27 protein-coding genes are annotated in these 26,830 nt (G+C 69.3%); 12 read left to right on the top strand and 15 right to left on the bottom strand.

The features are described from left to right. Window positions 1–32: 32 nt before the first annotated feature. The 3 genes from KNO15_RS01745 to KNO15_RS01735 are packed head-to-tail and all read left to right on the top strand — an operon-like array spanning window position 33 to window position 2,856. Window positions 33–812: an SDR family NAD(P)-dependent oxidoreductase gene (locus tag KNO15_RS01745; protein WP_241701649.1), complete on the top strand. Its 780-nt coding sequence runs from the start codon at window positions 33–35 to the stop codon at window positions 810–812. Beyond that, on the top strand, window positions 809–1,636 hold the full coding sequence (locus tag KNO15_RS01740; RefSeq protein ID WP_241701647.1) for an SDR family NAD(P)-dependent oxidoreductase: 828 nt from the start codon (window positions 809–811) through the stop codon (window positions 1,634–1,636). The genes KNO15_RS01745 and KNO15_RS01740 overlap by 4 nt, the downstream gene beginning before the upstream one ends. A gap of 41 nt (window positions 1,637–1,677) precedes the next feature. Further along, complete coding sequence (locus KNO15_RS01735; RefSeq protein ID WP_241701646.1) at window positions 1,678–2,856, top strand: low temperature requirement protein A; 1,179 nt, start codon at window positions 1,678–1,680, stop codon at window positions 2,854–2,856. A gap of 20 nt (window positions 2,857–2,876) precedes the next feature. Here the strand turns inward: KNO15_RS01735 and KNO15_RS01730 are convergent, their stop codons facing one another. Next, on the bottom strand, window positions 2,877–3,746 hold the full coding sequence (locus KNO15_RS01730; protein WP_241701645.1) for an AraC family transcriptional regulator: 870 nt from the start codon (window positions 3,744–3,746) through the stop codon (window positions 2,877–2,879). 145 nt (window positions 3,747–3,891) lie between these two features. Between KNO15_RS01730 and KNO15_RS01725 the strand changes: the two genes are divergently transcribed. Further along, complete coding sequence (locus tag KNO15_RS01725) at window positions 3,892–4,608, top strand: class I SAM-dependent methyltransferase (RefSeq protein ID WP_241701643.1); 717 nt, start codon at window positions 3,892–3,894, stop codon at window positions 4,606–4,608. 42 nt (window positions 4,609–4,650) lie between these two features. Next, window positions 4,651–5,946 (top strand): MFS transporter, encoded by a 1,296-nt coding sequence (locus tag KNO15_RS01720; RefSeq protein ID WP_241701642.1) that lies wholly within the window; start codon window positions 4,651–4,653, stop codon window positions 5,944–5,946. 13 nt (window positions 5,947–5,959) lie between these two features. Here KNO15_RS01720 and KNO15_RS01715 read toward each other — a convergent pair whose 3' ends face one another. After that, window positions 5,960–6,505, bottom strand: coding sequence for a hypothetical protein (locus KNO15_RS01715; protein WP_241701641.1), 546 nt, complete (start codon window positions 6,503–6,505; stop codon window positions 5,960–5,962). A gap of 66 nt (window positions 6,506–6,571) precedes the next feature. On the opposite strand from KNO15_RS01715, the gene KNO15_RS01710 reads away from it, so the two are divergent. Both KNO15_RS01710 and KNO15_RS23250 read left to right on the top strand, forming a co-directional pair. Beyond that, entirely contained in the window at window positions 6,572–6,913 is a 342-nt protein-coding gene (locus KNO15_RS01710) for a hypothetical protein (RefSeq protein WP_241701640.1), read from the top strand. 48 nt (window positions 6,914–6,961) lie between these two features. Continuing rightward, window positions 6,962–7,588: a septum formation family protein gene (locus KNO15_RS23250; protein WP_241701639.1), complete on the top strand. Its 627-nt coding sequence runs from the start codon at window positions 6,962–6,964 to the stop codon at window positions 7,586–7,588. 6 nt (window positions 7,589–7,594) lie between these two features. On the opposite strand, the gene KNO15_RS01700 is transcribed toward KNO15_RS23250, so the two are convergent. Continuing rightward, a complete protein-coding gene (locus KNO15_RS01700) occupies window positions 7,595–9,994 on the bottom strand; it encodes an ATP-binding cassette domain-containing protein (protein WP_241701638.1) in 2,400 nt (799 codons plus the stop codon). A 179-nt stretch (window positions 9,995–10,173) separates the two neighbouring features. Here KNO15_RS01700 and KNO15_RS01695 point away from each other — a divergent pair, with 179 nt between their 5' ends. Continuing rightward, window positions 10,174–10,806 carry an HdeD family acid-resistance protein gene (locus KNO15_RS01695; protein WP_241701636.1) on the top strand — a complete coding sequence of 211 codons (633 nt, stop codon included), beginning with the start codon at window positions 10,174–10,176 and terminating at the stop codon, window positions 10,804–10,806. Here the strand turns inward: KNO15_RS01695 and KNO15_RS01690 are convergent. Both KNO15_RS01690 and KNO15_RS01685 read right to left on the bottom strand, forming a co-directional pair. After that, window positions 10,803–12,800, bottom strand: a complete 1,998-nt coding sequence (locus tag KNO15_RS01690; RefSeq protein WP_241701635.1) for a S9 family peptidase — start codon at window positions 12,798–12,800, stop codon at window positions 10,803–10,805. The genes KNO15_RS01695 and KNO15_RS01690 overlap by 4 nt on opposite strands. Continuing rightward, window positions 12,797–13,585, bottom strand: coding sequence for an SDR family oxidoreductase (locus KNO15_RS01685; RefSeq protein WP_241701634.1), 789 nt, complete (start codon window positions 13,583–13,585; stop codon window positions 12,797–12,799). Before KNO15_RS01685 ends, KNO15_RS01690 begins: the two co-directional genes overlap by 4 nt. Before the next feature lie 127 nt (window positions 13,586–13,712). Here KNO15_RS01685 and KNO15_RS01680 point away from each other — a divergent pair, with 127 nt between their 5' ends. The 4 genes from KNO15_RS01680 to KNO15_RS01665 all read left to right on the top strand — a co-directional run bounded on the left by KNO15_RS01680 (window position 13,713) and on the right by KNO15_RS01665 (window position 16,409). Beyond that, on the top strand, window positions 13,713–14,213 hold the full coding sequence (locus KNO15_RS01680; protein ID WP_241701632.1) for an NfeD family protein: 501 nt from the start codon (window positions 13,713–13,715) through the stop codon (window positions 14,211–14,213). Then, on the top strand, window positions 14,210–15,175 hold the full coding sequence (locus tag KNO15_RS01675; protein WP_241701630.1) for an SPFH domain-containing protein: 966 nt from the start codon (window positions 14,210–14,212) through the stop codon (window positions 15,173–15,175). Before KNO15_RS01680 ends, KNO15_RS01675 begins: the two co-directional genes overlap by 4 nt. Next, window positions 15,172–15,921: a glycerophosphodiester phosphodiesterase family protein gene (locus KNO15_RS23245; protein WP_241701629.1), complete on the top strand. Its 750-nt coding sequence runs from the start codon at window positions 15,172–15,174 to the stop codon at window positions 15,919–15,921. The genes KNO15_RS01675 and KNO15_RS23245 overlap by 4 nt, the downstream gene beginning before the upstream one ends. A 116-nt stretch (window positions 15,922–16,037) precedes the next feature. After that, complete coding sequence (locus KNO15_RS01665; RefSeq protein ID WP_241701628.1) at window positions 16,038–16,409, top strand: RNA polymerase-binding protein RbpA; 372 nt, start codon at window positions 16,038–16,040, stop codon at window positions 16,407–16,409. A gap of 60 nt (window positions 16,410–16,469) precedes the next feature. Here the strand turns inward: KNO15_RS01665 and lnt are convergent, their stop codons facing one another. The 10 genes from lnt to KNO15_RS01615 all read right to left on the bottom strand — a co-directional run bounded on the left by lnt (window position 16,470) and on the right by KNO15_RS01615 (window position 26,731). Continuing rightward, a complete protein-coding gene (lnt, locus tag KNO15_RS01660; RefSeq protein ID WP_241701627.1) occupies window positions 16,470–18,044 on the bottom strand; it encodes an apolipoprotein N-acyltransferase in 1,575 nt (524 codons plus the stop codon). Window positions 18,045–18,103: 59 nt separating this feature from the next. After that, window positions 18,104–20,539, bottom strand: a complete 2,436-nt coding sequence (locus KNO15_RS01655; protein ID WP_241701625.1) for a DEAD/DEAH box helicase — start codon at window positions 20,537–20,539, stop codon at window positions 18,104–18,106. A 9-nt stretch (window positions 20,540–20,548) separates the two neighbouring features. Further along, the gene (gene tatC, locus KNO15_RS01650) at window positions 20,549–21,301 is read right to left on the bottom strand and encodes a twin-arginine translocase subunit TatC (RefSeq protein ID WP_242599172.1); all 753 of its coding nucleotides are present in this window, start codon (window positions 21,299–21,301) and stop codon (window positions 20,549–20,551) included. Window positions 21,302–21,344: 43 nt separating this feature from the next. After that, window positions 21,345–21,578 (bottom strand): Sec-independent protein translocase subunit TatA, encoded by a 234-nt coding sequence (gene tatA / locus KNO15_RS01645; RefSeq protein WP_241701622.1) that lies wholly within the window; start codon window positions 21,576–21,578, stop codon window positions 21,345–21,347. A gap of 3 nt (window positions 21,579–21,581) precedes the next feature. Next, complete coding sequence (locus tag KNO15_RS01640) at window positions 21,582–21,932, bottom strand: hypothetical protein (protein WP_241701620.1); 351 nt, start codon at window positions 21,930–21,932, stop codon at window positions 21,582–21,584. Between the two features lie 9 nt (window positions 21,933–21,941). Next, the gene (locus KNO15_RS01635; RefSeq protein ID WP_241701618.1) at window positions 21,942–22,916 is read right to left on the bottom strand and encodes a helix-turn-helix transcriptional regulator; all 975 of its coding nucleotides are present in this window, start codon (window positions 22,914–22,916) and stop codon (window positions 21,942–21,944) included. Beyond that, complete coding sequence (locus KNO15_RS01630) at window positions 22,909–23,958, bottom strand: helix-turn-helix transcriptional regulator (protein ID WP_241701617.1); 1,050 nt, start codon at window positions 23,956–23,958, stop codon at window positions 22,909–22,911. Before KNO15_RS01630 ends, KNO15_RS01635 begins: the two co-directional genes overlap by 8 nt. A gap of 55 nt (window positions 23,959–24,013) precedes the next feature. After that, complete coding sequence (locus KNO15_RS01625) at window positions 24,014–24,964, bottom strand: peptidylprolyl isomerase (RefSeq protein ID WP_241701615.1); 951 nt, start codon at window positions 24,962–24,964, stop codon at window positions 24,014–24,016. Window positions 24,965–25,028: 64 nt separating this feature from the next. Further along, window positions 25,029–26,072, bottom strand: a complete 1,044-nt coding sequence (locus tag KNO15_RS01620; RefSeq protein WP_241701613.1) for a tRNA (adenine-N1)-methyltransferase — start codon at window positions 26,070–26,072, stop codon at window positions 25,029–25,031. Further along, complete coding sequence (locus KNO15_RS01615) at window positions 26,069–26,731, bottom strand: HAD family hydrolase (RefSeq protein WP_241702658.1); 663 nt, start codon at window positions 26,729–26,731, stop codon at window positions 26,069–26,071. Before KNO15_RS01615 ends, KNO15_RS01620 begins: the two co-directional genes overlap by 4 nt. Between the last annotated feature and the right edge of the window lie 99 nt (window positions 26,732–26,830).

Raw genomic sequence — 26,830 nt, 5'->3', positions numbered from 1 at the left:
CTCGGCGGCCGCCCGACGGTTGTCTTGAATCCATGAGCAAACAGAACACCGACCAGAGGATCGTCGTCATAACCGGGGCGAGCTCCGGTATCGGCCGCGGCGCCGCGATCGAGATCGCCGCCCGCGACATGGGCGTCGTCGTCACCTACAACGCCCGCCCGGAAGGCGCCGACAGGACCGTCGAGGAGATCCGGGAGGCGGGTGGCCGCGCCGCCGCACTGCCGCTGGACTTCAGCCGTACCGAGACCTTCCCCGACTTCGCCCGCGCTCTTCGCGATGTGCTCGCGACGGAGTGGGGCGCGGGTCGCCTCCACGCCCTGGTGAACAACGCCGGCTTCGGCGGCGGCAGGGGCTTCGAGGAGATGACGGTGGACGCCTTCGACGACTACTACCGCGTCCTCCTGCGCGGCCCGTACTTCCTCACCCAGGCGCTGCTGCCCCTGATCGAAGACGGCGGCGCGATCGTGAACACCTCGAGCAGCTCCGTGCGCCCCGGAGACACCGAACCCGGCTTCTCCGGGTATGCCGCGATGAAGGGCGGCCTGGTCATCGCCACCCGCTTCCTCGCCAAGGAGCTCAGCAGCCGATCCATCCGCGTCAACGCGGTCTCCCCCGGCCCCACCCGCACCCGCCTCGGGGACAATGCCTTCGAGCGGTTCCCCGAGCTGATCGACGGCCTCGCGGCCAAGACGGCCTTCGGCCGGATCGGCGAGCCGGCCGACGTCGGCAAGGTCATCGCCTTCCTCGTCTCCGACGACTCCGCCTGGATCACCGGGGAGGACATCCAGGCGTCAGGAGGGTACTCGCTGTGAGCGCACGGTTCAGGACCCTGGTCCTCACGGGGGCGACGAGCGGGATCGGCGAGGCGACCGCCCTCCGGCTCGCCGGTTCGGCGGACCGGCTGATCCTCCTCGGTGTCGAGTCCGAAGCGGACGCGGCCACGACCCTTCACCGCATCCGACGCGCGGGCACGGCCCACGTCCACTACCTCGCGGCGGACTTCACTCGCCTCGCAGCGGTGGTCGACGCCGCTCGACGGGTCGGAGAGCTGGCGAGGTCGATCGACCTGCTCATCAACGACGCCGGGGTCCCCGGCGCGGAGCAGAGGATCCTCACCGACGACGGGTTCGAGAGGACTCTGCAGGTGAACGCCCTCGCCCCCGCTCTCTTCACCCGCCTCCTGCTCCCCCGCCTCGCCATCGGCGCCCGGATCGTCAACGTCGGCTCGTCGGCACACCGGATCGAGCACTTCGACTTCGACGACGTCGACCTGGATCACGACTACAGCCCGGTCTCCGCCTACGCCCGGGCGAAACTCGCAACGGTCACCTGGTCGTCGTTGCTCGCAGAGGAGGAAGCCGGGACCGGCGTCGAGGTGATCGCCCTGTGTCCCGGTTTGAACGACACTCCCCTCAGCGCCGCGATGACCGGCGGCATCGGCGGCCCGCCGTCCCACGGGGCCGCACGAGTGCTCTTCGCCGCCGCCGCGGCACCCTCCGGCTCCTATCTGGAGAACGACCGCGTCGTGGCGCCGAGCGCAGAGGTCACGGACCCGGCGAACCGCTCCCGACTGACCGCACTGCTTCACGATCGTCTGTCGCGGTTCGCCGACCACCCCACCGGAACGAGACGATGAGAGGCGGCAGCATCGGTTCGGGCCGGCCGCCGGGCGGCGCGGTGAGCAGTCGCGAAGGTGACCGGGTCACCACGCTCGAGCTCTTCTTCGACCTCGCCTATGTCTTCGCGTTCACGCAGCTGAGCCGGCTGATGGCGCAGCAGCACGATGCTCTGGGGATCGTCCAGGCGTTGGTGATCCTCGCGCTGCTGTGGTGGGCGTGGACCTCCTATGGATGGCTCACGAATCTCGCCCACGCCGACCAGGGCGTGGTGCGCGTGGCGATGATCGTCGGCATGACGGCGGTGTTCATCGCGGGCGTCGTCGTGTACGAGGCGTACGACGACCTGGCGGGCGGGCTGTCCGGTCCCCTGGTGTTCGTCGGCGCCTACCTGCTCGCCCGGGTCACCCACGCGATCGTCTTCGTGTGGCTCGCAGAACCGGGAATCCGCCGACGAACGCTTCTCACTGTCGCCCTCTCAGCGGTGCCATCAGCCGCCCTCCTGCTCGCGGGCGCCCTGCTCGGTGCGCCGTGGCAGCTCTGGTTCACCATCACGGCGGTCGTGATCGAGCCGTTCGTCTCGTACCGGACCAGCGCCGGCGTCGCCTGGCCCGTGCGCTCCGCCGCACACTTCACCGAGCGCCACGGACTGATCGTCATCCTCGCCCTCGGCGAATCCATCCTCGGCATCGGCACGGGAGCAGCGACCGAGCCGATCAGTATGGGGATCCTGCTCGGCGTCCTTCTGTCGATGCTGATCTGCATCGCGCTGTGGTGGGCGTACTTCACCCGGCTGGCGGGCGACGCCGAGCACGCGCTCACGTCCCTGCCGGCGCACGATCGCGGCCGGGCGGCGACCGACGCCTACACGTACCTCCACCTGTCGCTGGTCGGCGGTATCGTGCTCGCCGCTGTGGGTCTCGAGGTCGCGATGGCGCACCTGGAGTCCGCCGACGGGCTCGGACTCTTCGGCGCGGCCACCCTCGGCGGAGGCGTCGCCTGCTATCTCGCGGGAACAGCGTGCTTCGAGCGACGCCTCCTCGGCAGGTGGAACGTCGTGCGTCTCGTCACCGCCGCCCTCCTCCTGCTGCTGACGCCCGTCATCGGGATGCTGTGGCCGCTCCTCTCCCTGGCCGCCGTGGTAGCCGCACTCGTCGGTCTGTTCGTGGCAGAACGCACCTTCGCCTCCGTGACCGGCGTGGGCGGCGACGCGCACGTCTCCCCGATGAGCGAGCTCTGAACGAAGAGACCGGGCCCGTTTCAGCCGGCGTGTTCGACAGGGAGCCACAGTTCGCAGGTGGCCGTCCTGAAGTCATCGGCGCGGTCGAGAACCGCGACGATGGAAGGCCCCGGTACGAGCCTCCAGGGATTCGACGGGAACCAGTCGGTCGCGGTGCTCGCCCAGGCCTTCTGGAGCTCCGCCGGGTACGCGCCCTCGATGCGGAACACCGCCCAGGTGCCGGCGGGAACCCGGATGCTGTCGAGATCGCCGGGCACCGGCGTGGTATCGGCCACGGCGACGCCGTGGAGGTAGGTGAGCGCGCTTCCCTCGGTGTAGTCGGGGTCAACGTCGGCGCTCACCTGCAGGAGGCCGGTCGGCTGGGTGTCGCCCAGGTCTTTCAGGCGTGCATGCTCACCGACGGGGAGAGAGGCGATGTGTGCCTGGATGTGCGGGTTCACGCCCGCGTGAATGAGGGGCACGCGGGTGGCGTGGCCGACGAGGGTGAACGCCGGTCGATCGGTGATCCGGGTGTCCATGGTGATGTTCCCTTCTACGGTCAGGTGGAACCTGAGCTGCGGTTGTGTTCGAAGGGGGCCGCCGTCTCGCTTGACGTCAGCGGGGCTGGCGCCGTGCACTGACCGGAACGCTCGGCCGAAGGCTTCGGTCGAGCCGTATCCGTAACGCACCGCGATACCCAGCAGGTCTCCCGAACCGAGGACATCGGCCGCTGCGACAGACATGCGTCGACGACGGATGTATTCCGACAGCGGCATGCCCGCCAGTGACGAGAACATCCGGCGCAGGTGGTACTCGGTCGTACCAAGCTCAGACGCCAGCAAAGCGATATCGAGATCGTCGTTCAGGCGATCCTCCACCAGCTCGACCAGAGCGTTCAGCTCAGCGATCATGGCACCTCCTTCGACCACTACTCTCCCGTGTCGTCACGATCGGCACCCTACTTTCGCGGTCCGATCGGATCGGGCCCTCCACGAGAAGCACTGGATGCCGTTCGACGCGCTCGGTATCGCTCACGCCTGTGGCACGATCGACCACATGACTCGCGCCTATGACTCGATCGCCGAAGGCTATGCCGCACTCAACGAGACCAGCCTGCTGAACGAGTATTACAACCGGCCGGCCATCGTCGAGCTCGCCGGCGACGTCGCCGGGCGGCGGATCCTCGACGCGGGGTGCGGCTCCGGCCCGATCCTGTCCGACCTTCGCGCCGGCGGAGCCGACATGACAGGAATCGACGCCAGCGCCGGCATGCTGGAGCAAGCCAGGCTCCGGCTCGGCGCGGAGGCCGATCTCATGGTGGCCGATCTCGCAGACCGCCTGCCGTTCGACGATGACACCTTCGACGACGTGATCGCCTCGCAGGCTCTCCACTACCTCCAGGACTGGGGTCCCACGCTCGCCGAGTTCCGGCGGGTCCTCAAGCCCGGAGGCCGGCTGATCGTCTCCGAGGAGCATCCGGCCGCGACGTTCCTCGGCGACCGGCTGTCCGGTGGCACGTCCGAGTACTTCGGCGTGCGGGCTCGAACGGAGGAATGGGACCTGGGCGGGCAGAGCGCCCGGCTGGTGTTCTGGGACCGCCCGCTCCACGCGATGACCGATGCCTTCGCCGCGGCCGGATTCCGGATCGCGATCATCAGCGAGCCCGCCCCGTCGGCCGCCGCCCGCGATCGGTTCCCCGAGGAGTTCGTCGACCGCCCCAGTGGACGGTTCCTCGCGTTCCTGCTGTTCGTTCTCGAGTCGACGAAGGCCTGAGACTCCCCTAGTCGCCGCGCGGCCGTTCGCTAGGCTGGCCGCGTGGACGACGACGGGGAGGCTGCGGCCGTCCGCTCCGCTCGCCCGCGAGAGGTCCTGCGCCAGCCGGCGTTCGCACTGTTCTGGAGCGCCGGCAGCCTCCGTGCCCTCGGAACGGCGATCTCCGGCGTCGCCTTCAACGTCCTCGTCGTCTCGGTGCTGCATGCGACAACGTTTCAGATCAGCATCCTGAGCGCGCTCAGCGTCGTCCCGTACCTCTTCCTCGGCCTCATCATCGGTGCCCTCATGGACCGTCGGCGTCGCCAGCGCACCCTCGTGCTCACCAGCATCGGGCGGGCGATCGCGCTCGCCGCCGTCCCCGTCCTGATCCTCACGGGCACGCTCAGCTTCTGGTCAGTCGCCGTCGTCACGCTCGCTCTCGGCATCCTCGTCCTGTTCGCGGACTCGGCCGCCCAGCCGCTCCTCCCCCGGATCGTTCCCCGCGAATCGCTCGTGATGGCCAACGCCCGCCTCGGACAGAGCGAGACGGTCGCCGGAACCGCCGGGCCGGCGCTCGGCGGCGTCCTCCTGAGCGTTCTCGGGACACCGCTGCTGTTCGCCTTCGACGCGGCGCTCACGGCCGTCTCTACTGTGCTCCAGTCGCGGATCAAGGTCGACGAACCCGCTCCCGCTCCTCGCGCGCCGGGACGTCATATCGGCCACGACATCGCCGAAGGGATGCGGTACACATACCGCCATCGCACCCTGCGGCCGCTGGCGCTCTCGATCCACACGTGGTTCCTCGGCAACAGCATCGTCACGACCGTGTTCGCCGTGTTCGTGCTGCGGCAGCTCGAACTCCGGCCGTGGGAGTACGGTGTCGCGCTCGCCTTCGGCGGCGTCGGCGGGTTCCTGGGAGCGTTGGTCGCACCCCGGCTGGGCGCGCGGCTGGGCGCCGGCCATGCGATCTTCCTCGCCCGGGCGCTGGCCGTCATGCCCTGGCTGGTACTCGCCCTCACACCCGTGACCGCGACCGGACACGGAATCATCCTCGTGACCGTCATCGCCGCGGCGCAGTTCGTCTACGGCCTCGCCATGGGCATCGAGGATCCGAACGACACCGGATATCGGCAGTCCGTCGCGCCGGACGGGATCCAGGGGCGGATGAACTCGACCATCCGAACGGTCAACCGTGTCGTCTTCTTCTTCGGCGCCCTCCTCGCGGGGCTGCTCGCGACGACCCTGGGTTATCGGCTCACCATCGGAGTCGGCGCCGCGATCTTCGCGGTCGCGGCGCTCATCGTCGTGTTCTCGCCGCTCTACTCGGCGCAGCACGCCCAGCGGCCTCCGGAGGCGTGACCGCCCTCGGGGTTCATCCGACCCGGAACGCGAACCGATCCCCTGGCTCGTACAGGTACTCGTCGTCGCAGCGATAACCGCGCAGCCACAGCCGGCCGACGACGACACGCACGTAGAAGCCCTTGGGGTACTCCACGTCGGTGCTCAACTGCGCCGAGGCCACCTTGAGCGCCCCGGCGGGCGACCTCCCGGCCGAGAGCACCGTGTCCGGCGCGTCCGCCTGGGACGTCCACGCGAGACGGAGGTACGGGCCGGCGTCGGGCGGGCACAGTGAGAGGCCCCGGGCATGAGCGCCGGCATAGACCTCGGGCAACGTCGCGCCGTCCACGAGACCGAGGTCGGCGACGCCTCGCTCGACGATTCGAACCTCCTCAGGATCCCGCAGATCGAACACGGGATGATCGAGCAGCGTCTCGGCGTGCGTGTTCAGGAGGACGCCACCCGCGCGCAAAGCGGTCCTCAGCTCGGCGCGGGTGAGACCGCCGACCTGGATCCGGAGGGACTCTTCGTGGCGTGCGGATTCGTGGCGTGCGGATTCGTGGCGGGCGGGTTCGAGCACACGACCAGCGTAGCCACGCCACGCCGAGCGGCTCGGCGCTGCCCGGCGACCTGTCAGGATGTGGCCATGGAGACCCTCACGCTCTGGCGCCCCACCGGACCGGAAGAACTCGCCCTCGTCGAGGCGTCGGGCTGGAGGGAGTGGCCGCCACGGTTGCCCGACCAGCCGATCTTCTATCCGGTGCTCAACGAGGAGTACGCGACGATGATCGCGCGTGACTGGAACGTGAAGGCCAGCGGTGTCGGATTCGTCACGCGGTTCGAGGTTCGCCGCGAGTTCCTCGACCGGTACGAAGTCCACCAGGTCGGCGGCCAGAGCATCCTGGAGTACTGGATCCCCGCCGAGGAACTGTCCGACCTCAACGCCCACATCGTGGGAGAGATCGAGGTCGTCGCCGAGTACCGCTAGCGTCTCGGCGGCCAGGTTCCGAGAGGGACACGCACGTAGGATGAGCCGGTGCGAGACAGTCAGGCCCAGAAGGCACCATCCGACGGCCTGTCGCGGCGCGGGTGGCTGGTCCTCGTGTCCGTCACGGCCGCAGTGCTGGTCGTCGCGGCCGGCGCAGCGGCCTTCGCCCTCGGCCTCCCCGCCGGACATGCCGGCCCGGCGACGTCGTCACCGCCGGCCGGTGCCGCGCGTCCGCAGCTCGACCCCGCCCCCACACCCCTCGGTCTCCCCGCACGTCCGACCCCGAGCCCGGCCCCGTCGGCGACGGTCCCCTCGCGGCCGCTCGGCACCCTCGCGGCCGGCGACTGCCTGCAGACCTACACCTCCAAGTCGGAGGCCGCCTATCCCGTGATCGACTGCGCGTCGCCGCACATCGCCCAGCTGCTGTCGAAGGGCACACTCCCCCAGGCCGCCGGTGCGGCGTTCCCGGGCAAGACCGCGCTCGACGAGCAGGTCGGCGACCTCTGCGAGCAGCATCTCGACTGGGCGTGGGTCGGAGTCTGGAACGAGGACGTCCAAGTCGACCTGCGCTACGCCGACACGCCGGCGCTCTGGTCGGCCGGGGACCGGTCGTACTACTGCTTCGTCTACACGTACTCGCGGCACGAGCTCACCGGGAGCGCTGTCGCCGGCTGACGCACGTCACGCCCCGACGTACTCCGCCAGGTGCTCGCCGGTCAGCGTCGAACGTGCCGAAACGAGGTCCGCCGGCGTGCCCTCGAAGACGATGCGGCCACCGTCGTGGCCGGCGCCCGGGCCGAGGTCGATGATCCAGTCGGCGTGCGCCATGACGGCCTGATGGTGTTCGATCACGATCACCGACTTGCCCGAGTCGACCAGGCGGTCCAGGAGGCCCAGGAGCTGCTCGACGTCGGCCAGGTGCAGGCCTGTCGTCGGCTCGTCGAGCACGTAGACGCCACCCTTCTCTGCCATGTGAGTCGCGAGTTTGAGACGCTGCCGCTCACCGCCGGAGAGGGTCGTCAACGGCTGACCGATGGTCAGATAGCCCAGTCCGACGTCGGTCAGGCGCTGCAGGATGGCGTGCGCAGCAGGAAGACGGCCCTCACCGGCCGAGAAGAACGACTCGGCGTCGTCGGCCGAAAGCGCGAGCACCTCGCTGATGTCCAGCCCACCGAATCGGTACTCCAGCACGGAGGCGTCGAAGCGCTTGCCCTCGCACACTTCGCAGACGGTGGAGACGCCCGCCATCACACCCAGATCGGTGTAGATGACGCCGGCGCCGTTGCAGTTCGAGCACGCGCCCTCCGAGTTCGCGCTGAAGAGCGCCGGCTTCACGCCGTTCGCCTTGGCGAACGCCTTACGGATGGGCTCGAGCAGCCCGGTGTAGGTCGCCGGGTTGCTGCGCCGCGAACCTCGGATCGCCGTCTGGTCGATGGAGACGACGCCTTCGCGCGTGCCGACCGAGCCGTGGATGAGCGAGCTCTTGCCCGACCCGGCGACTCCGGTGACCACCACCAGTACGCCGAGCGGGATGTCCACGTCGACGTCCCGGAGGTTGTGCTCGGTGGCGCCGCGGACCTCCAGCACGCCGGTCCGGTCGCGAACCGACGCTTTCACCGACGCGCGGTCGTCGAGGTGCCGGCCGGTGAGCGTGCCGCTCCCCCGCAACCCGTCGATCGTCCCTTCGTAGACGATCTCTCCCCCGCCGGAGCCGGCCCGCGGCCCGAGATCGACGACGTGGTCGGCGATCGCGATCATCTCCGGCTTGTGCTCGACCACGAGCACCGTGTTGCCCTTGTCGCGCAGCCGGGCGAGCAGTCCGTTCATCCGCTGCATGTCGTGCGGGTGCAGGCCCACCGACGGCTCGTCGAAGACGTAGGTGATGTCGGTGAGCGACGACCCGAGGTGCCGGATCATCTTGGTGCGCTGCGCCTCGCCGCCCGACAGTGTGCCGGAGGGCCGGTCGAGCGAGAGGTAGCCGAGGCCGATGTCGACGAAGGAGTCGAGGGTGCCCTGGAGGTTCGCGAGCAACGGGGCGACGGTCGGCTCGTCGAGTCGGCGCACCCACTCGGCGAGGTCGCTGAGCTGCATCGCGCACACGTCCGCGATGCTGACGCCGCCGATCAGCGACGACCGGGCGCCCGCGTTGAGTCGCGTGCCGTGGCACTCGGGGCACGGTGCGAACGTCACCGCGCGCTCCACGAACGCCCGGATGTGCGGCTGCATCGCATCCACGTCCTTCGAGAGCATCGACTTCTGCACCCGAGGGACGAGTCCCTCGTAGGTGAGGTTGATGCCGTTGATCTTGACTTTCAACGGCTCCTTGTAGAGGAAGTCGTGGAGCTCGGTCTGCGAATAGTCGCGGATCGGCTTGTCCGGATCGAAGAAGCCCGACTCGCTGAACATGCGGACGGACCAGCCGTCCGCCGTATAGCCCGGCACGGTGATGGCTCCGCCGCTCAGCGATCTCGTCTCGTCGTACAGCTGGGTGAGGTCGATCTCGGACGCCGTGCCCATGCCCTCGCAGCGGGGGCACATGCCGCCCGTCTGCTCGAAGGTCCGGCGGACGGTCGAGTCCTCCTTGCCCTCGATGGTGATCGCGCCGGTGCCGCGCACCGTCGGGATGTTGAACGAGAACGCCTGCGGCGAGCCGATGTGCGGCTGCCCGAGCCGGCTGAACAGGATGCGGAGCATGGCGTTGGCATCGGTGACGGTGCCGACCGTCGATCGCGCGTTGGCCCCCATGCGCTCCTGGTCGACCAGGATGGCCGTGGTGAGGCCCTCGAGGACGTCGACGTCCGGTCGAGCCAGCGACGGCATGAACCCCTGGACGAAGGCGCTGTAGGTCTCGTTGATGAGACGCTGCGACTCGGCGGCGATCGTGCCGAAGACCAGCGAGCTCTTTCCCGAGCCGGACACCCCCGTGAACACGGTCAGGCGACGCTTGGGGAGGTCGACGCTGACGTCTTTGAGGTTGTTCTCGCGCGCTCCGCGGACCCGGATGACATCATGGGCGTCGGCCGCCGCGCTGTCGGACGACCGTCCTTCGGACGAGGTGCTCTCGGTGGTGGCCGTGGTCATTCGTGTGCTCCGTCCCGTCGGTCTCCACGTCGATCTAAGCAGGTGCGTCCGACGCCGCGCCTCTCCCGCGCGACCGCCGAATCGCCGAAGAGGATCTGACGTTCACAGCGGATTGTCAGTATCGTCGGCTTCACGGCCCGGGCACTGCCGTGGCCGCAGACTCCGAAAGGGTGTGCGCGATGTCCTCCACCGATCCACTGCAGTCCGCCGTCCACGATCTCTCTCTCGACGCATCGGAGATGACGCGCTCGGCCATCAATGGAATCCGGGCCGTGCTCGGGATCAGCGGCGCCGTCGCCGTCATCCTCGGCGTCGTCCTGCTCTTCTGGCCGGCGAAGACGATCGCCGTGCTGGCCGTCTTCCTCGGCATCTACTTCGTCATCGCCGGGATCATGCGCCTGGGCGTCGGGATCTTCGCCCGCGGGATCGGCGGCGGCATCCGCACCCTCAACATCATCCTGGGCATCCTGCTCGTGATCGCCGGCGTCGTCGCGCTCAAGAACGTGTCGACGGCGGCGACCGTCCTCGTCATCTTCGCGCTGGCGTTCATCGGGGTCGGCTGGATCATCGAGGGCGTGATGGCGCTCGTCGAATCGGGCCGGGCCGCGTCCTCCGGCTGGGCGATCGCCTACGGCATCCTCAGCATAATCGCCGGCCTCGTGGTGCTGTTCCTGCCGGCGTCGTCGGCGGTCTTCCTGATCCTCTTCGCAGCGATCGCCCTGATCGTCCTGGGGATCATCGGAATCGTCCGCGCCTTCACCTTCGGCCGCGACGCGCTCAAGGCGACCACCGCAGCAGCGGCAGCCGCCTAACGACCACCGCCGCGCACCGGGAGGTGGCGCTGCCACCAGTCGAGGATGATCTCGAACCGCTCGCGACGGTGCCGCGGACGACCGCTGCGGCTGAGTTCGTGGTCTTCTCCCGGGAAGATCACGAGCTCGGCCTCCACCCCGTTGCGTTTCAGGGCGGCGTAGTACCGCTCCGCCTGGCCGAGCGGGCACCGCAGGTCGTTGGCGGAGTGCACCACGAGCGTCGGCGTCGAGACGCCGTCCACGACGGCCTGCGGGCTCTGCGCCGCGATCTGCGCCGCGTCGGTCCCCGTGTACTCGTCGCTGAAGAAGCTGCCGATGTCGCTGGTGCCCATGAACGCGGCAGGATCGAGGAACCCGCGCTCCACGATGGCGGCCGCGAACCGGTGATCGTGCGCGATGGTCCACGCGGTGAGGTATCCGCCGTACGAGCCGCCCATGACGCCCACGCGCTCCGCGTCGAGGCCGGGGACCTCGGCGCACGCCGCGTCGAGGAAGTCGAGCACGTCGGCGAGGTCGACCGTGCCCATCCGCTGCCGGATGCTGCGGCCGTGCTCCTGTCCGTAGCCGGCCGAACCGCGCGGGTTGCACATCACGACCGCATATCCGGCCGCCGCATACACCTGGGCTTCGTCGAACAGCGCCGCCGTGTAGGCGGCGAACGGGCCGCCGTGGATGCTGAGGAGCACCGGATGCGGCCCGGCGCCCTCCGGGGGCACGACCCAGCCGTGGATGGGATAGCCGTCGCGCCCGGCCACCGTGAGCTCGCGCGGCGCGATGATCCCGGCCGCGCGCAGCTCGCGCGAGAAGTCGGTGAGGGTGCGCGGTCCGCCGGCGTCGATGACCGCCACATCGCCCGCCGTCGCGGCGGTCGCGAGGCTCGCGACGATCGTGTCACCGGCGGTGCCGACCGCGTTGACGACGGTCGCTCCGTCGGTGAGACGTCGAGCGGATCCGTCGGCGTGGACCTCCGTGAGCACCAGCGCACCACGGGTGCGGTCGGTCACGAGCACGCTGTCGTCGCGGTAGGCGACGATCTCCGACTCGGTCAGGTCCACCGTCTCCGGGTCGGTCAGGCGCCGAGGCGCGGAGCCGGGGCGGTCGATCGCATAGAGCGCCGTGTTCCTGGCGACGAAGTCCCGTCCGCTCTCCCCGACGTCCTGGGCACTGAAGTACAGGACGCCGTTGAGCCCGTAGGCGACGGCGACGATCGAGAGGCTGCCGTGCTCCCCCGTCGCATCGACGGGGTCGCCGCTGCCGTCGAGGGGCATCAGGAACACGCTCGAGCGCAGATCGTGATCGCGGCTCTCGTGACGGGCCGAGACGAACGCCAGCGTGCCGCCGTCCGGCGAGAACGCGATGGTCGTGTCGTCCCAGTCCCCCGAGGTCAGCGCGCGCGGCGTGGCCACAGCCGGCGCGGGCGGCACGGAGCCGTCCGGCTCCGCCACGGGTGAGGCCGCGGGCTCGGCCCAGACATCGGGCACCGGAACCACATAGACATGAGCACGACGGTCGGTGATGTAGCCGAGCCCGTTCTGCTGATATTTCACCGTGTCGATGCGTCGCGGACGCTCGGCGTTCGCATCGATGCCGTCGACGGTTCCGTAGCGCCCCTGCTCCGGTTCACGGCTGACGAACGCCAGCGATCGGCCGTCGGGCGCCCAGGCGAACTCCGTCACGCCGAGCGTGCGGTCGGTGACCGCGACGGGCTCGCCGCCCGCGGCGTCCACCACGTGCAGCTGCGGCGGCGCCTTCGGAGCCGCGCGCAAGAAGGCGATCAGCCGTCCGTCGGGCGAGAAGCGCGGCGCCGTGTCGCGGAACCCGCGCGTGAGCCGCCGCGGTGCGGCGTGACCGGAGAGCGGGATGTTCCACAACTGCCCGACGACGGCGTCAGCGCCGAGCGACGGGTGCGTCACCGAGACGACGGCGCGGGCGCCGCCGGGGTGCACGGTGGGGCGCGACACCCCGGTCAGGAGCTCGATATCGGAAGGCTTCATTCGGAGACCGGGGCGAAGCTCGACACGTCACCGACCAGGCGGGTGTGGTCGGCGGGGACCGGGTCGACGACGGCCGCCGCGACCTCTGCGGCGAACTCACCGACGTTGTAGAGCCGGCCCGCGGCCTCCTTGCGGGCATCGATGGCGCCGGGGTTCAGCCGGTTGAGCAGCGTCGCGGTGATCGTCCCCTCGATCATGTCGCCGGAGACGACCACGAACTCGATGCCCTTCTCGGTCAGGGCGGGGAGCACGGCGCGCAGTGCGTCCTCGCCGGCCCGCTTGCTCAGAGCGACCGCCTCGTACTCCGGCATCGTGGGAGTGCTGCGGATGAAGTGCGCCTGGTGGCTGGTGACGAACACGACCCGGGAGCCCGGTCCCATCAGCGGCAGCGCTGCGTTCAGCACGTTCACCTGGGCGTCGCGGTTGAGCTGCATCGCGTAGTCCTCCGCCATGCCGGACTCCATGCCTCCCGAGGCGTTGAGGACGAGGATGTCGAGGCCGCCCCACGCGTCGGCGACCGCTTGGAACAGGGCGGCGACCGATGCGGAATCGGTCAGGTCGGCGCCGACGGTGATGGCCGTTCCGCCGTTCCCACGGATGGCGTCGGCCAGTTTGACGGCACGCGCCTCCTTGTTGCGGTAGTTGATCGCGACGGCGGCACCGGCGTCGGCGAGGTACTGCACCGTGTCTGCGCCGATCCCGCGCGACGATCCGGTGACGAGCGCGCGCTTGCCGCTGAGGCTGCCGGGCTCGAGGGGGCTGACGGACGCGGACGGGTTGGACACGGATACTCCTAGAGCGTTGGACGACACGGCTTTCTGAGACTACCAAGTGGGTTCCCTGCAGCCGACCCCGGGGATGCTAGCTTCGTATTAAGTTAGTGACATAGCGAATGCTGGGAGGGGGCCGCTGATGGACATCACATCGTTCGCCTGGATCGCCTGGTTGGTCCTCATCCTCGTCTTCGTCATCATCGAGATGCTGACGCTCGACTTCGTCTTCCTGATGATCGCGGTCGGCAGTCTCGGCGGCTTGATCTCGGGGCTCTTCGGCGCACCCTGGTGGCTCCAGCTCGTGATCGCCGCGGCGCTCTCCGTCGTGCTGCTCTTCTTCATCCGCCCGCCGCTGCTGCACAGGCTGAAGCGCGGAGGCGATCCGACCAAGAGCAACGTCGACGCCCTGATCGGGATGTCGGGCGTCGTGGTCTCGACCGTCTCGCGCACCGCCGGGCTGGTCAAGCTCGCCGTCGGGGAGACCTGGACGGCGCGCCTCTCCACCGCATCCGGCGGTCCCGTCGAGCTCGTGCCCGGCGAGCACGTCATCGTCCTGAGCATCGAGGGCGCGACAGCCGTCGTCGCCCCATCACCTGTGTCGGCGGGAGCCGACGGCCTCACCGAGAGGAGCATCCCGTGACCGATGTCACCCAGCTCGTCGTGACCATCGTGGTCTCGATCATCATCCTGGTGATCGCGATCTTCGTGCTGGTCACGCTGTTCCGTGCCATCCGGATCATCCCGCAGGCACGGGCCGGGGTGGTGGAGCGGCTCGGCCGCTATCACAAGACGCTCACCCCGGGACTGAACGTGGTCGTCCCCTTCATCGACAAGGTGCGCCCGCTCATCGACCTGCGCGAACAGGTCGTCTCCTTCCCGCCTCAGCCGGTGATCACCGAGGACAACCTGGTCGTCTCGATCGACACGGTCGTGTACTTCCAGGTGACCGACGCGCGTGCCGCGACGTATGAGATCGCGAACTACCTCGGCGCCGTCGAGCAGCTCACCACCACCACGCTCCGCAACGTGGTCGGCGGCCTCAACCTCGAGGCAGCGCTGACCAGCCGTGACAACATCAACGGCCAGCTGCGGCTGGTGCTCGATGAGGCCACCGGCAAGTGGGGCATCCGAGTATCGCGCGTCGAGCTGAAGGCGATCGACCCGCCCGTGTCCATCCAGGACTCGATGGAGAAGCAGATGCGCGCGGAGCGAGACCGTCGCGCGCTGATCCTGACGGCCGAGGGCACGAAGCAGTCCGAGATCCTCAACGCGGAGGGGCTGCGCCAGGCGGCGATCCTCAAGGCGGAGGGCGACGCGAAGGCCGCTGTGCTCCGCGCCGAGGGCGAGGCGAAGGCGATCACCACGGTCTTCGGCGCGATCCACGAGGGCAACCCCGACAATCTGCTGCTCGCCTACCAGTACCTGCAGACCCTGCCGAAGCTCGCAGAGGGCTCCGCGAACAAGCTCTGGGTCATCCCGAGCGAGCTCACGGAGGCGCTGAAGGGCATCGGCCAGGCGTTCGGGCCGAAGGGCGCGCCTGTGGCATCTCCTGACGCGCCGGGCGTCGTGCCGGCCTCGACACAGGCCGCTCCCCCGGCGTGACGTTCCTCGACGGGCCGCGGCCGCGCATCATCGCGCACCGCGGCCTCGCGACGGAGGCGCCCGAGAACACGCTGCTCGCCTTCCTGAAGGCGCTCAGCGCGGGTGCCACGCACGTGGAGACGGACGTCCACTGCTCCGCCGACGGTGTCGCCGTGATCAGCCACGACCCCGACCTCAGCCGCGTCGCGGGCCGCAGCGTCCGCGTCGAGCAGCTCACGATGCCCGAGCTGCGGCGCATCCCCCTCGGGCACGGCCAGAGCCTGCCGTCCCTGGCGGAAGCGCTCGACGCGTTCCCCGAGGCCCGCTTCAACATCGACATCAAGGACGAACGGGCCGCGGCACCGACCGCGGCTGCGATCCTCGCGGCGCGGGCCACCGACCGGGTGCTGCTCACGAGCTTCTCGGCCGCGCGGCGGGCCGCGGCGGCGGCGGCACTCTCTGGCGTCGCCGTCTCGCCGTCGGTCTCCGAGTTCCTTCCGGCGCTCGTCGGCGCGAAACTCGGCGTCCGGAGCCTGACAGCGCGGGCGCTCCGCCCGTTCGCCGCCGTCCAGATACCCGAGCGACGCGGGCCGTTGCGGCTGGTCACTCCGCGGACGGTCCGCGCCGTGCACCAGGCGGGCGCTGAGCTCCACGTCTGGACGGTCGACGACGTCCCCACGATGACCCGGCTGCTCGATCTCGGTGTCGACGGAATCGTCACCAATCGTTGCGATCTACTGAAAAGCCTGGTCAGTAGTCGAAACTGAAGCGCTTGTCTGTCCCGACGCTGTGAGCCCACTGAGAGTGAGGGGCTCCGCGGAAAGATAATCCCCAGCTTGCTGGTTTATAAAAGTGAGGATTCGCGCGAAGAGGAGACCACACGATGGCAGATCGCAGTTTGCGCGGAATGAGACTTGGCGCTCAAAGCTTACAAAGCGAAGAAGGCGTCGTCTACTCTCCGCGTTCCCGTTACACCTACCTGTGCCCGAGCTGCGGCAAGGAGACCGAAATGGTCTTCGCAGCCGAGGCCGAAGCTCCCGATGCCTGGGAGTGCAAGCACTGCGGCCACGAGGCCCACTTGCTGATCGACGACAAGCCCGTCGAGATCGACCACTCGGACGTCAAGGCGCCGCGCAGCCACTGGGACATGCTCCTGGAGCGGCGCACCCGCGCCGAGCTCGAAGAGCTGCTGGAGGAGCGCCTGCAGTTTCTGCGCGCCCGCCGCGGCACGAGCGAGCACAAGCACACCGCCTGACACGGCTGTCGCTTCCCGACTCGGCCCCTCCCGCTCTCGCAGCAGGAGGGGCCTTCGCTGTCACAGGGCGCGATGGATGCGCGGATCCGGTCGTCGCCGGGCCGACCAGGCGACGATCAGTCCGAAGAGCCCGAGACCGGCGACGAGGTACTCGATACCCCGGCTGAGCAGGGTGGCCGGCGTCGTCGTCGTTCCCAGTGGCACATCCGCCACCATGTGGCCAGGCTCGAACGGCGGGATCTCGCTGATGGTATGGCCGTCTGGGGCGATGATCTGACTGCTCCCGACGGTGGAGATGTTGACCAGCGCCCTGCCCGACTCGATCGCCCGCAACCGCGCGATCGCGAGCTGCTGCTGATTCTCGTCGGTCTCTCCGAAGTCGGCGTTGTTGGTCTGAGCCAGGATCACCTGCGCGCCGCCCTGCATCATGTCGGTGAGCAACTGGTCGTCGACGATGTCGAAGCAGATCGAGATCCCCGCTCGCACGCCGCCCACGTCGAAGACGTTGTCGCGGGTGCCCGGCGTGTAGTCGCGATCGATGAGGTCGATCAGAGACGGCGCGAACGGCCGCCAGAATGCGCGGTCGGGCACGTACTCGCCGAACGGCACCGGGTGCTTCTTGTCGTAGTAGTCGACAGCGCCCTTGCCGGCCTCCCACTGCAGCGACGTGTTGTAGTATTTGCCGTCGCGGTAGGTGATCGTGCCGACGATGAACGGTGCGTCGAATCTGCGGGCGAGCGCATCGAGGGCTGCTGCGCTCGCGGGATCGCGAGTCGGATCGGGCAGGACCGACCCCTCCGGCCACACAACCATGTCGACACGCCGGTCACCGGTCACCTGGCTCGTCGGGATCGTCCGGGTCGCGTCGACTTGCGCGTTCAGCACCGCGTACGGCTGGTTGTTCGGGTCGAAGAAGCCGGCCGGCCCGTTGCCCTGCACCGCGGCGATCCTGGTCGTGCCGTGCGTGGTGGCCGGCCAGGAGGGCACGGCGAGGACGAGGGCGATCGCGCCGGCCGCCAGCACGGCCCGCACGGACGGCCGCACATCGGCCGCGAAGACCGTCTCGATGACCAGAGCGACCAGCCACACCATCACGAAGCTCACTCCGGAGATGCCGAGCCACGCCGTCAACGGAGCGAACGGGCTCTCCGACTGCGACTCGGCGACCCTCCCCCAGGAGAATCCGCCGTACGGCCAGTTCCCCGTGACATACTCCCGCAGGACCCACAGGCCTCCGACGATCACCGGCACGAGCCCCAGCCGACCGGCGATCCCGGGCCAGGCTCGTGGCACCCAGCGATACGCGAGCGTGATCAGGATGCCTCCCACACCCCAGAACAGCGCTTCCAGGGTCGCCAGCGCGACCCACGGGACCGGCCCGAGGTAGAGGGCCGTCCACGACACGTGGACGAGGTAGAACGACTCGCCGGCCAGCCAGCCGACCAGGAATGCCGAGCCGGCCCTCCGACCGCGCTGGGCGATCAGCACCATCCCGATGCCGACGAAGGTGAGCGGCCACCAGTCGCGGTCGGGGAAGCCGGCGTCCAGCACCGGCCCCGCCGCGAGGGCCACCAGCACCGCGAGCCACAGCGGCAACGGAGCACGCGGCAGCGGGGCGCGCAGCGATCGGGTCACGAAGGGAGAGCCTAAGGCATCGCGCTCTGTGCTCCGCTCAGGCTGACCGTCGCGATCGCTCACGCCACGGCCGAGTAGGCGACGATCCCCCGGCGGATGGACTCGAGAGCCTGACGGGCGGTGCGGCCCACGTTCCCCTGCGCGACCAGGGAGAGCTGATCCAGCAGATCGATGGTCTGCTTGGCCCAGCGTACGAAGTCGCCCGCGGCCATGTCGGCCTCGCGGAGCACCACGTCGAGGGCCGCCCCGCGTGCCCACTGGTACATCGCCAGCGCGAGGGCCGTGGAGACCGGGTCGCTTCCTGGCAGCCGGTTCTCGCGTTCGAGGTCGTCGAGTCGCGCCCACAGGTCGGTGGTGCGGTCCAATGCCGGCCTGAAGGCGCCGCGCGGCAGGTTGCGGTCGTGGGCCAGTCCCTCGTCGCGCCGCGGCTCGAACACGAGAGCGCAGGCCATCGCGGCGAGACTCGGCGCGTCGAGCTCCTTCCACACGCCGCGGCGGAGGCACTCGGCGACCAGGAGATCGCGCTCACCGTAGATCCGCTTGAGCGTACGACCGTGCACGGTCAGGCTCGTCTCGCCGTCGTCGTCCGCGAGGTAGCCCAGTTCGAGGAGCACATCGGACACCCGGTCGAAGACCTTCGCGACCGCGCCCGTGCGGGACTGGATCTGCGCGCTCAGGCGGTCCGTGTCGCGCTTGAGCTTCCACCAGCGCTCCGACCAGCGTGCGTGCTGCTCGCGATCGGGACAGCGGTGACAGGGGTGCTCGCGCAGCCCCTTGCGGAGTGCGGCCAGCTGACGCTGCCGCTTGTCACGATCGGACCGGGAGGCGTTCTCGGCGCGCTGTCCCTTCTTCTCCAGGTCACTGAGCTCGCGACGGATGCGGGAGTACTCGCGGAAGTCGCCCAGATCGCAGTGCATCGCCTTCTCGTAGCCGGCGAGCGACTCCTCCTGCTGCTTGACTTTGCGCGCAAGGTCGACCACCGCGCGGTCGGCCTGGAACTGGGCGAACGACGACTCCAGGATCTCGCGCGTGCGCCGGCGACCGAACTGGTCGACGAGGTTGACGGCCATGTTGTACGTGGGGCGGAAGCTCGAGTTCAGCGGATAGCTGCGGCGGGAGGCGAGCGACGCCACCGACTGCGGGTCGAGCCCGTCCTCCCATTGGATGACCGAGTGGCCTTCGACGTCGATGCCGCGCCGGCCCGCGCGACCGGTGAGCTGCGTGTACTCCCCCGGCGAGATCGGCACCCGCGACTCGCCGTTGAACTTCTCGAGCTTCTCGAGCACCACCGTGCGGGCGGGCATATTGATGCCGAGAGCAAGCGTCTCGGTCGCGAACACGACCTTCACCAGCTTGCGCCGGAACAGCTCTTCCACGACCTCTTTGAAGGCCGGGAGCAGTCCGGCGTGGTGGGCCGCGACGCCGCGCTCGAGGCCCTCCAGCCACTCCCAGTAGCCGAGCACCGCCAGGTCCTCGTCGAGGAGGGTCCGGCAACGCTCCTCGACGATCGCCCGGATCTCGTCGCGCTCGCGCGCCTCGGTGAGCCGGATGCCCTCCCGGAGCGTCTGTCGGACCGCCGCGTCGCACCCGTTGCGGCTGAAGATGAAGAAGATCGCGGGCAGCAGGTTGTGCTCGCCGAGCAGTCGCACGACATCGGCGCGATTCATCCGGAACGTGTCCGGTCGCCCGCCACGGGAGTGGTAGCGGCCAACATCCCGCGTCTGGCGGCTGCTCAGCACGCGGCCGCCGTAGCGTGCCATCTGCACGAGCTCGGGGTTCACGCGGTTGGTGGCTGCGAGCCCTGACGAGTCGAAGAGGTCGATGAGCTTGGAGCGCATGAGGATGTGCTGCTCCAGCGGGACGGGGCGCTCCTCCGAGACGACGACGTCGGTGTCTCCGCGAACCGCCTGCAGCCAGTCGCCGAACTCCTCCGCGTTGGACACCGTCGCGCTGAGGGACACCATGCGCACCGCGGGAGGCAGGTGGATGATGACCTCCTCCCAGACGGCGCCGCGGAACCGGTCGGCCAGGTAGTGCACCTCGTCCATCACCACGTAAGCCAGGTCGGTCAGCAGATCGGAGTCGGCGTAGAGCATGTTGCGCAACACCTCTGTCGTCATCACGACGATCCTGGCGTGGGAGTTGATGTTGGTGTCGCCGGTGAGCAGCCCGACGGACTCCGCGCCGTAGGCCTGAACGAACTCCTGGAACTTCTGGTTGCTCAGCGCCTTCATCGGCGTCGTGTAGAACACCTTCGAGTTCGCCTCGCGCATGGCCAGGAAGACCGCGAACTCGGCCACGATGGTCTTGCCCGCACCGGTCGGCGCCGCGACCAGCACGCTGCGACCGTTCTCGAGGCTCGCGCACGCCTCGCGCTGGAACGGGTCGAGATCGAAACGCAGCCCGGCACGGAACGTCTCGAGGAGCGGCTGCTTCGCGCGCTGTCGAGAGGCGGCGAAACGTTCGGCCGGAGAGAGCTGCTGCTGGTCGGTCACGCGACCAGCCTATGCCGCGAGCTCGGCCTCCAGCCGCATCGCGGCCTTCGTCGCGCGGCGGTCGTGCAGCCACGACACACCGTAGGCGGCGAAGTAGAGCACCACCATCGGCACCGCGAGCAGGAACATCGAGAGCACGTCGGCCGCGGGCGTCGCGATCGCCGTGAACAGTGCGATCAGGATGATCGCCCAGCGCCAGGAGCCGATGATCGACTTCGCGCTGAGCACGCCCACGAAGTTGAGCAGCACCAGGAAGACCGGCAGCACGAACGCGACGCCCACGGCGATCACCAGCTTGGTCACGAAGTCGATGTAGGTCTTGGCGTCGATGATCGCCGAGTCCTGCTCCGGGGCGAAACTGGTGAGCAGGCCGACCATGTGCGGCACGAGCAGCCAGCCGGCCACACCACCAGCGATGAAGAGCGGCACCGCGGTGAAGAAGAATCCGAACGCGTACTTGAGCTCTTTGCGCGTGAGCGCAGGCACGAAGAACGCCCAGACCTGCCAGAGCCAGATGGGGCTGGAGATGATCACACCGATGGTGATGGCCACCTGCATCTTGAGGTCGAACGCCCCGGTGATGGTGCCGTAGTTGAGCATCGCCTCGCGGCCCTGCTGCTTGGCGATCTCGGTGATGGGACCACGGAGCGCGGTCATCACGGGATCGGCGAGGAGCCAACCGGCGATCGCGCCGACCAGGAGGCCGAGTGCGGCACGGAACAGACGTTTGCGAAGCTCGATGAAGTGCTCGGCCAGCGACATCCGGCCTTCGCGGTTCTTGCCTCGCTTGGCGGAGGCCACGCGGTTACTGCTTCGGCTTGGAATCGGTCGTGTCGGAGGAGGCGGGCGTAGCGGCGTCGTCGACGCTGCCGTCCTTTCCGTCCTTGCCGTCCTTCTTCATCTCGTCGACCTCGCCCTTGAAGATGCGCATCGACTGGCCGATGCTCCGAGCGAGAGCGGGCAGCTTCGGCGCGCCGAAGAGGAGGAGGATGACCGCGAGAATGATGAGCAGGTGCCATCCGGTGAGGCCGCCGAGCATGATTTACGTCCTTTTGCCTAAAGAGGAGTAGCGGAACGGATCCGCTGTGACAAGTATTTTACCGCGCCGGACTCGCTGATCTCTGCGAGCTTGCCGTGCGACACGGCGGTCGGCGACTGCTTGCTCACGTTGAGCGCGGAGGTCATCCGGGTCGTCGAAGACCGCGCTGTGAAACTCAGTGTACCGCATGTCAGCCGAGCGTTCGCTGAGGATCTCCGCCTTCTCCATCAACGCGCCGGCTTCCCGCGCAGCGGCCATCACCTTGCGGAACAGCGACCAGCCGAAGTACGCGAGCATGCCGAGCAGACCGAGCACGAGCACGGTCCAGATGACCACCCACGACCACCACGGCATGCTGGGAGCCTAGCGGTAGCGGTCGGCGCCCGCACGCGCCCACTCGGCCACGATGGTGCGCGCCTCGGGAGGGTCGAGCACCGTGAGCACGCCGGACAGACCCGCCACCAGTCGTTTGAGACCGTGGAAGTGCGCCACGCGCACGCTGGTGCGCACCCGCCCGTCGTGCTCGTCGCGGGTCGCCCCCTCGGGGATGTAGTCCTCGATGAGCGGGATCGCCGATGCCGACACCTCGATGGTGACGAGCTGGTCCTCCGGCGTCCCCTCGAACAGCGTCTCCGGGAGCCGGAGGTCGCCGGGGCGATAGGTGATGGGGTCGTCGGTCGTCACCAGACCGTCGATGCGGTCGAGCCGGAACGTCCTGATCGCGGTGCGCAGATGGTCCCAGCCGCGCAGGTACCAGTCCTGGTCGGCCGACTCGACGCGCAACGGGTCCACGCGGCGCCGCTCCCGCTCCCCGCGCGAGTTGAGGTAGTCGAACTCCAGCTGGGTGCCGGCGATGACGGCGTCGCGGATCGTCGCCAGCGCCTCGTCCGACTCCGATCGCGCCACCGCCACCTGACTCGGCGCCGCGGAGGCCCCGCGCGCCAGCTTGGCCATCAGCGATCCGATCACGTCGCGGTCGGCGTTCTCGGGCAGCGCGGTCAGATACTGGAGGCCGGCGATCAGCGCCGCCGCCTCTCTGGCGGAGAACCGCGGGGAATCGTCGATGGCCACCTGATGGGTGAGCACGATCCGGTCGTTCTCCTCGAAGTCGTCCCAGGAGATGTCGAAGAGGTCGCCCGGCTGGTACGCGTTGGTCTCGCCCGGGATGCCCGAGACCGCGATCAGCCGCACCGCGTCGCGCATGCTCTCCTCGTCGACGGCGAAGTGCTCGGCCGCCTCCGCGACGCTCACCCGGTCGCGGTCCATCAGGTACGGCACGAGAGCGAGGAGGAAGGCCAGCTTGTCCTGCGCCTGCATCGGGCGCCTGCGCTCAGCCATCGGAACCCCCGTCCTGGTCGTCGTGTGCGTCTTCGTGCGCGCGCGCCACGATCAGGAGGCGCTCGAGGACCTTCTCGCGCAGCTCGGCCGGCGAGAGCACCAGCACCTCCGGGCCGAAGGCCGCGAGCTGGTCGGCGAGGATGTTGATGTCGGAGAAGTTCACGGTGAGCGGGAAGGCCTCGCCGTCGTGGGCCGACGGCACGGCGTCGCCGTAGCGCTTGCGCAGCCGGGTGGCGGCGTCGGTGCCGGCGGTGACCTCGATCTCCGCGACGTTCGCCGTCCAGATCCGCTCGAGATCATCGAGTGCGCGCTCGGCGAAGTCGGTCCCCTCCGGCTGGAACGTGCGCGTGGTGACCTTGACAGGCCCGACCATGCGCGAGAGCAGGAAGGTGCGGGATCCTCCGGCCTCCTGGTCGATGCCTTGCAGGTGCCACCGCCCCTGGTGCTGCACGAGCGCGAGCGGCGCGACCGTGCGCACCCGCGACGCGCTCTCCCCCGGTTTCAGGTAAGGGAACTGGACGATCGCGTGCCGCTCCAGAGCCTGGCTCAGCGGGTCGAACGCGCTCTCCCGCGCCCGCAGCCGGGGCGCGTACCCGACCACCGGGTCGTCGGCCTCCACGCCCAGCGAGCGCAGCTTCATCAGTGCCCGCCGGGACTCGCCAGACAGCGATCCCTCGCGCCACACGGTCGCGGCGAGGCCGAGGAGCGTGATCTCCTCCGGCGAGAAGACGACGTCCTGCGGGAGGTCGTACGCGCCCTTCGGGATGCGATAGCGCAGCAGCTGGTTGTTGCCGGCCGCCTCGGGCGACTCCACGGTCTCCAGCGGAACGCCGAGCTCGCGGATGTCGTCCTTGTCGCGCTCGAACTGCCGCTCGAGGCTGCTGTTGTCACCGTGGACCTCGTACCGCTGACGATAGCCCTGCACCGTCGAGAGGATCTCGCTCTTGGTCAGGCCGTTCTCGGTCGCGAGCAGCGCCAGCACGAGGCTGAAGAGACGCTCCTCGACCGGGACGCGCGACGGCGAAGACGAGGATCGGGGCACCCGTCCATCCTAGTCGCCTGGTCGTCGCCCGGCGGGCGACGACCAGGAGCAAGGATCAGCGCACGCCGAGGATGTCGACCACCCAGGCCTGCGCGTCCATCGCGCTGTCCTTGGGCGTCTCGATCACGAGCTGCGAGCCGACCTTCTGGCCCACGAGCTCCTTCAGCATCGACTGTGGGAGCGCCGTCACCTGGTCGTTGTTCTGGATCTGCAGCTGGCCCGTCGACATGTTGACGAGGCCGGGGCCGCCGTTGCTCCAGCTCTTCGTGGTCACCGACTTCGACGCCCAGCCGACGGCCGTGTACTGCAGCGTGAGGATGCTGTCCTTCTTCACCGTGGCCCCGTCGCCGGCCTTCAGAACCTCGCTGCGCACCGTGGTGGGCGCCCCGCCGGACGACGGGATGGTGATGCCGGGCTGGCCGGTCGGTGCGAGGACGACGGTCGGGAAGCCCGACACGGACGGCCGGACCGCACCGTTGGCCGCGGAGAGCGACGCATCGATCACGTCGAAGACGAAGATCTGCGTGGTGCCGGCACCGGACGCGTCCGAACCGTTGTCCTTCGGCGAGACCACGACCGAGACACGGGAACCGACGGTCGTGCACTGGAGTCCGCGGGCGATCGCACCCGTGACGCCGCTTCCGGAGGTGTCGAGCGCGAGCACGACAGCGCTGTTGCCGTACCCGCTGCCGCCGACCTGGCCGCTCTGGCCGTCGTACTGCGTGTAACCGAGCTCCACCAGCTGACCCGAGTGCACCGTCGCGCCGGAGCCCGCGGTGATCACCGTGCGCTCGGAGGTCGACGAGTCGATCGGCGTCGGGAGCCCGATCTTCGGCTGCTCACCGATCTTGCCGGTCGCGCTCACCAGGTTCGATGCCTGGCCGCTCGTCAGGGCGGTGCTGCAGTCGGCGTTCGGGTTGGAGGAGCATCCGGTGAGCGCGACGGCGGCGATGCCGACGGCGAGAAGGGCGGCGGACGATCTTCCGAGTGCGGTGATTCTGCGCACGGGTCCTCTTTCGATGCGATCGGTGGGGAGGCGGGGAGGCACACGCCTCACGACCTCATTCATGCTAGTCGACGTGCGGGTCGCGCTCGTCACCGGGAGCGTCGGCGGTGTCGGCGAAGGCCTCCTGCTCGGTTCCGCGCGCCAGTTCGGCGCTGGCCGTGGCCTCGCGCATGCGCTTGCGCAGGCTCTTCGGGCTCGACTGCCGCTCGCCGAGCGCACCGGGAGTCCAGGCTTCGACGTCCGCATCGTTGTAGTCGCTCTTGGACGGCCGCCGCTTGAGCTCGGGCAGCACGGTGCCCGGCGCGAGCCGCCGCGCCGTGATCAGGAAGCCGGTGTGCGCGATCATCCGGTGGTCAGGGCGAACGGCCAGGCCCTCGACGTGCCAGCCGCGCACCATCGTCTCGCTCGACTGGGGATGCGTGTAGTGGCCGGTCGCCCTGATCGCCTCCGCGACGCGGGAGAGCTGCGTCACGGTCGCGACATAGCAGAGCACCACGCCGCCGGGCTTGAGCGCCTCGGTCACCACGTCCAGGGTCTCCCAGGGCGCCAGCATGTCGAGCACGACGCGGTCCACGCTCGCCGGCTCGACGGCTGCGGGGAGCGCATCCTGCAGGTCGCCGACGGTCACGGTCCAGTTCTCCGGGTCGGAACCCAGGAACGTCGCAGCGTTCGCCTTCGCGACGTCGGCGAACTCGTCCCTGCGCTCGAACGAGAACAGCCGGCCCTCCTGGCCGATCGCGCGCAGCAGCCACAGCGACAGCGCGCCGGAGCCGACACCGGCCTCGACGACCGTCGCACCGGGGAAGATGTCGGCCAGCGCCAGGATCTGGGCGGCGTCCTTCGGGTAGATGATCGCCGCACCGCGCGGCATCGACATCACGAAGTCGTTGAGCAGCGGACGCAGCGCCAGGTGCTCGACGCCGGCGTTGTTGGTCACGACCGAGCCGTCGGGCAGGCCGATGATGGAGTCGTGCGCCAGCACGCCGCGGTGGCTGTGGAACAGCTTGCCCGGCTCGAGCGTGATGGTGTTCATCCGGCCCTTCGGCCCGGTCAGCTGCACCCTGTCCCCCACCCGGAACGGTCCCGAGCTGCGGCGATCGGCGGTCATCGTGCTTCCTCCCGCGCCGCTGCGACGGCGGCGATGTCGTCGGCCGTGCGGCCGGCGAGCGACTCCCACAGCGTGTGCTCGTCCGACTCCGGGAGCGGGACGATGTGCGGAACCCCGATCGTCGTCGCCCCGGAGGCCACCGCGGAGGCCAGCCCGACGAGCGAGTCCTCAATGGCGACAGCGTCACCCGGTTCGATGCCCAGGATCTCCGCCGCGCGCAGATACGGCTCCGGATGCGGCTTGGGCTCGCCGACCTCGTCGCCGCTGACGATGACGTCGAACGCGTCGAACGGGATGGCGGCCACGATCTGCTCGGCCATGCTGCGGACCGACATCGTCACCAGAGCCGTGCGCACGCCGCGCTCACGCAGCGACTGCAGCAGCTCGCGGGCGCCGGGCCGCCACGGGACGCCCTCGTCGGCCAGCTTCTCGCGCACGCGCTCCGTCAGCCCGTACACGATCTCGTCGGCGGGCAGCTCGACGCCGCGCGACTGCAGGATCGCCGCGGAGTTCCAGAGCCCCTGCCCGACCAGGAGCAGACCGTCGTCGTGGGTCCAGGTGCCCCCGAACGAGCGGACGAGCTCCTGTTCGGACGCCATCCAGTAGGGTTCGGTGTCGACGAGGGTGCCGTCCATGTCCCAGAGGACGGCGGCCGGCATCGCGTACGTGGTCAGTTCGGTCACGACCGGCAAGTCTATCGCGACAGGGTCGGGCCTATCCTGGATGGATGGCGCCCGATCGGTCGCCGACGAGAGGAC

Origin of the sequence: Leifsonia shinshuensis (assembly GCF_022606355.1) — a bacterium.
Classification (GTDB): Bacteria; Actinomycetota; Actinomycetes; order Actinomycetales; family Microbacteriaceae; genus Leifsonia; species Leifsonia shinshuensis_B.
The sequence above is the reverse complement of the archived record's forward strand: the minus strand, read 5'-3'. Positions and strand labels throughout refer to the sequence as shown.

Coding starts and splice junctions, on each gene's coding strand:
- KNO15_RS01745 (WP_241701649.1), top strand. CDS start 33: ATGAGCAAACAGAACACCGACCAGAGGATCGTCGTCATAACCGGGGCG.
- KNO15_RS01730 (WP_241701645.1), bottom strand. CDS start 3,746: ATGATCGCTGAGCTGAACGCTCTGGTCGAGCTGGTGGAGGATCGCCTG.
- KNO15_RS01725 (WP_241701643.1), top strand. CDS start 3,892: ATGACTCGCGCCTATGACTCGATCGCCGAAGGCTATGCCGCACTCAAC.
- KNO15_RS01710 (WP_241701640.1), top strand. CDS start 6,572: ATGGAGACCCTCACGCTCTGGCGCCCCACCGGACCGGAAGAACTCGCC.
- KNO15_RS01700 (WP_241701638.1), bottom strand. CDS start 9,994: ATGACCACGGCCACCACCGAGAGCACCTCGTCCGAAGGACGGTCGTCC.
- KNO15_RS01695 (WP_241701636.1), top strand. CDS start 10,174: ATGTCCTCCACCGATCCACTGCAGTCCGCCGTCCACGATCTCTCTCTC.
- KNO15_RS01690 (WP_241701635.1), bottom strand. CDS start 12,800: ATGAAGCCTTCCGATATCGAGCTCCTGACCGGGGTGTCGCGCCCCACC.
- KNO15_RS01680 (WP_241701632.1), top strand. CDS start 13,713: ATGGACATCACATCGTTCGCCTGGATCGCCTGGTTGGTCCTCATCCTC.
- KNO15_RS01665 (WP_241701628.1), top strand. CDS start 16,038: ATGGCAGATCGCAGTTTGCGCGGAATGAGACTTGGCGCTCAAAGCTTA.
- tatC (WP_242599172.1), bottom strand. CDS start 21,301: ATGTCGCTGGCCGAGCACTTCATCGAGCTTCGCAAACGTCTGTTCCGT.
- tatA (WP_241701622.1), bottom strand. CDS start 21,578: ATGCTCGGCGGCCTCACCGGATGGCACCTGCTCATCATTCTCGCGGTC.
- KNO15_RS01640 (WP_241701620.1), bottom strand. CDS start 21,932: ATGCCGTGGTGGTCGTGGGTGGTCATCTGGACCGTGCTCGTGCTCGGT.
- KNO15_RS01635 (WP_241701618.1), bottom strand. CDS start 22,916: ATGGCTGAGCGCAGGCGCCCGATGCAGGCGCAGGACAAGCTGGCCTTC.
- KNO15_RS01620 (WP_241701613.1), bottom strand. CDS start 26,072: ATGACCGCCGATCGCCGCAGCTCGGGACCGTTCCGGGTGGGGGACAGG.
- KNO15_RS01615 (WP_241702658.1), bottom strand. CDS start 26,731: ATGCCGGCCGCCGTCCTCTGGGACATGGACGGCACCCTCGTCGACACC.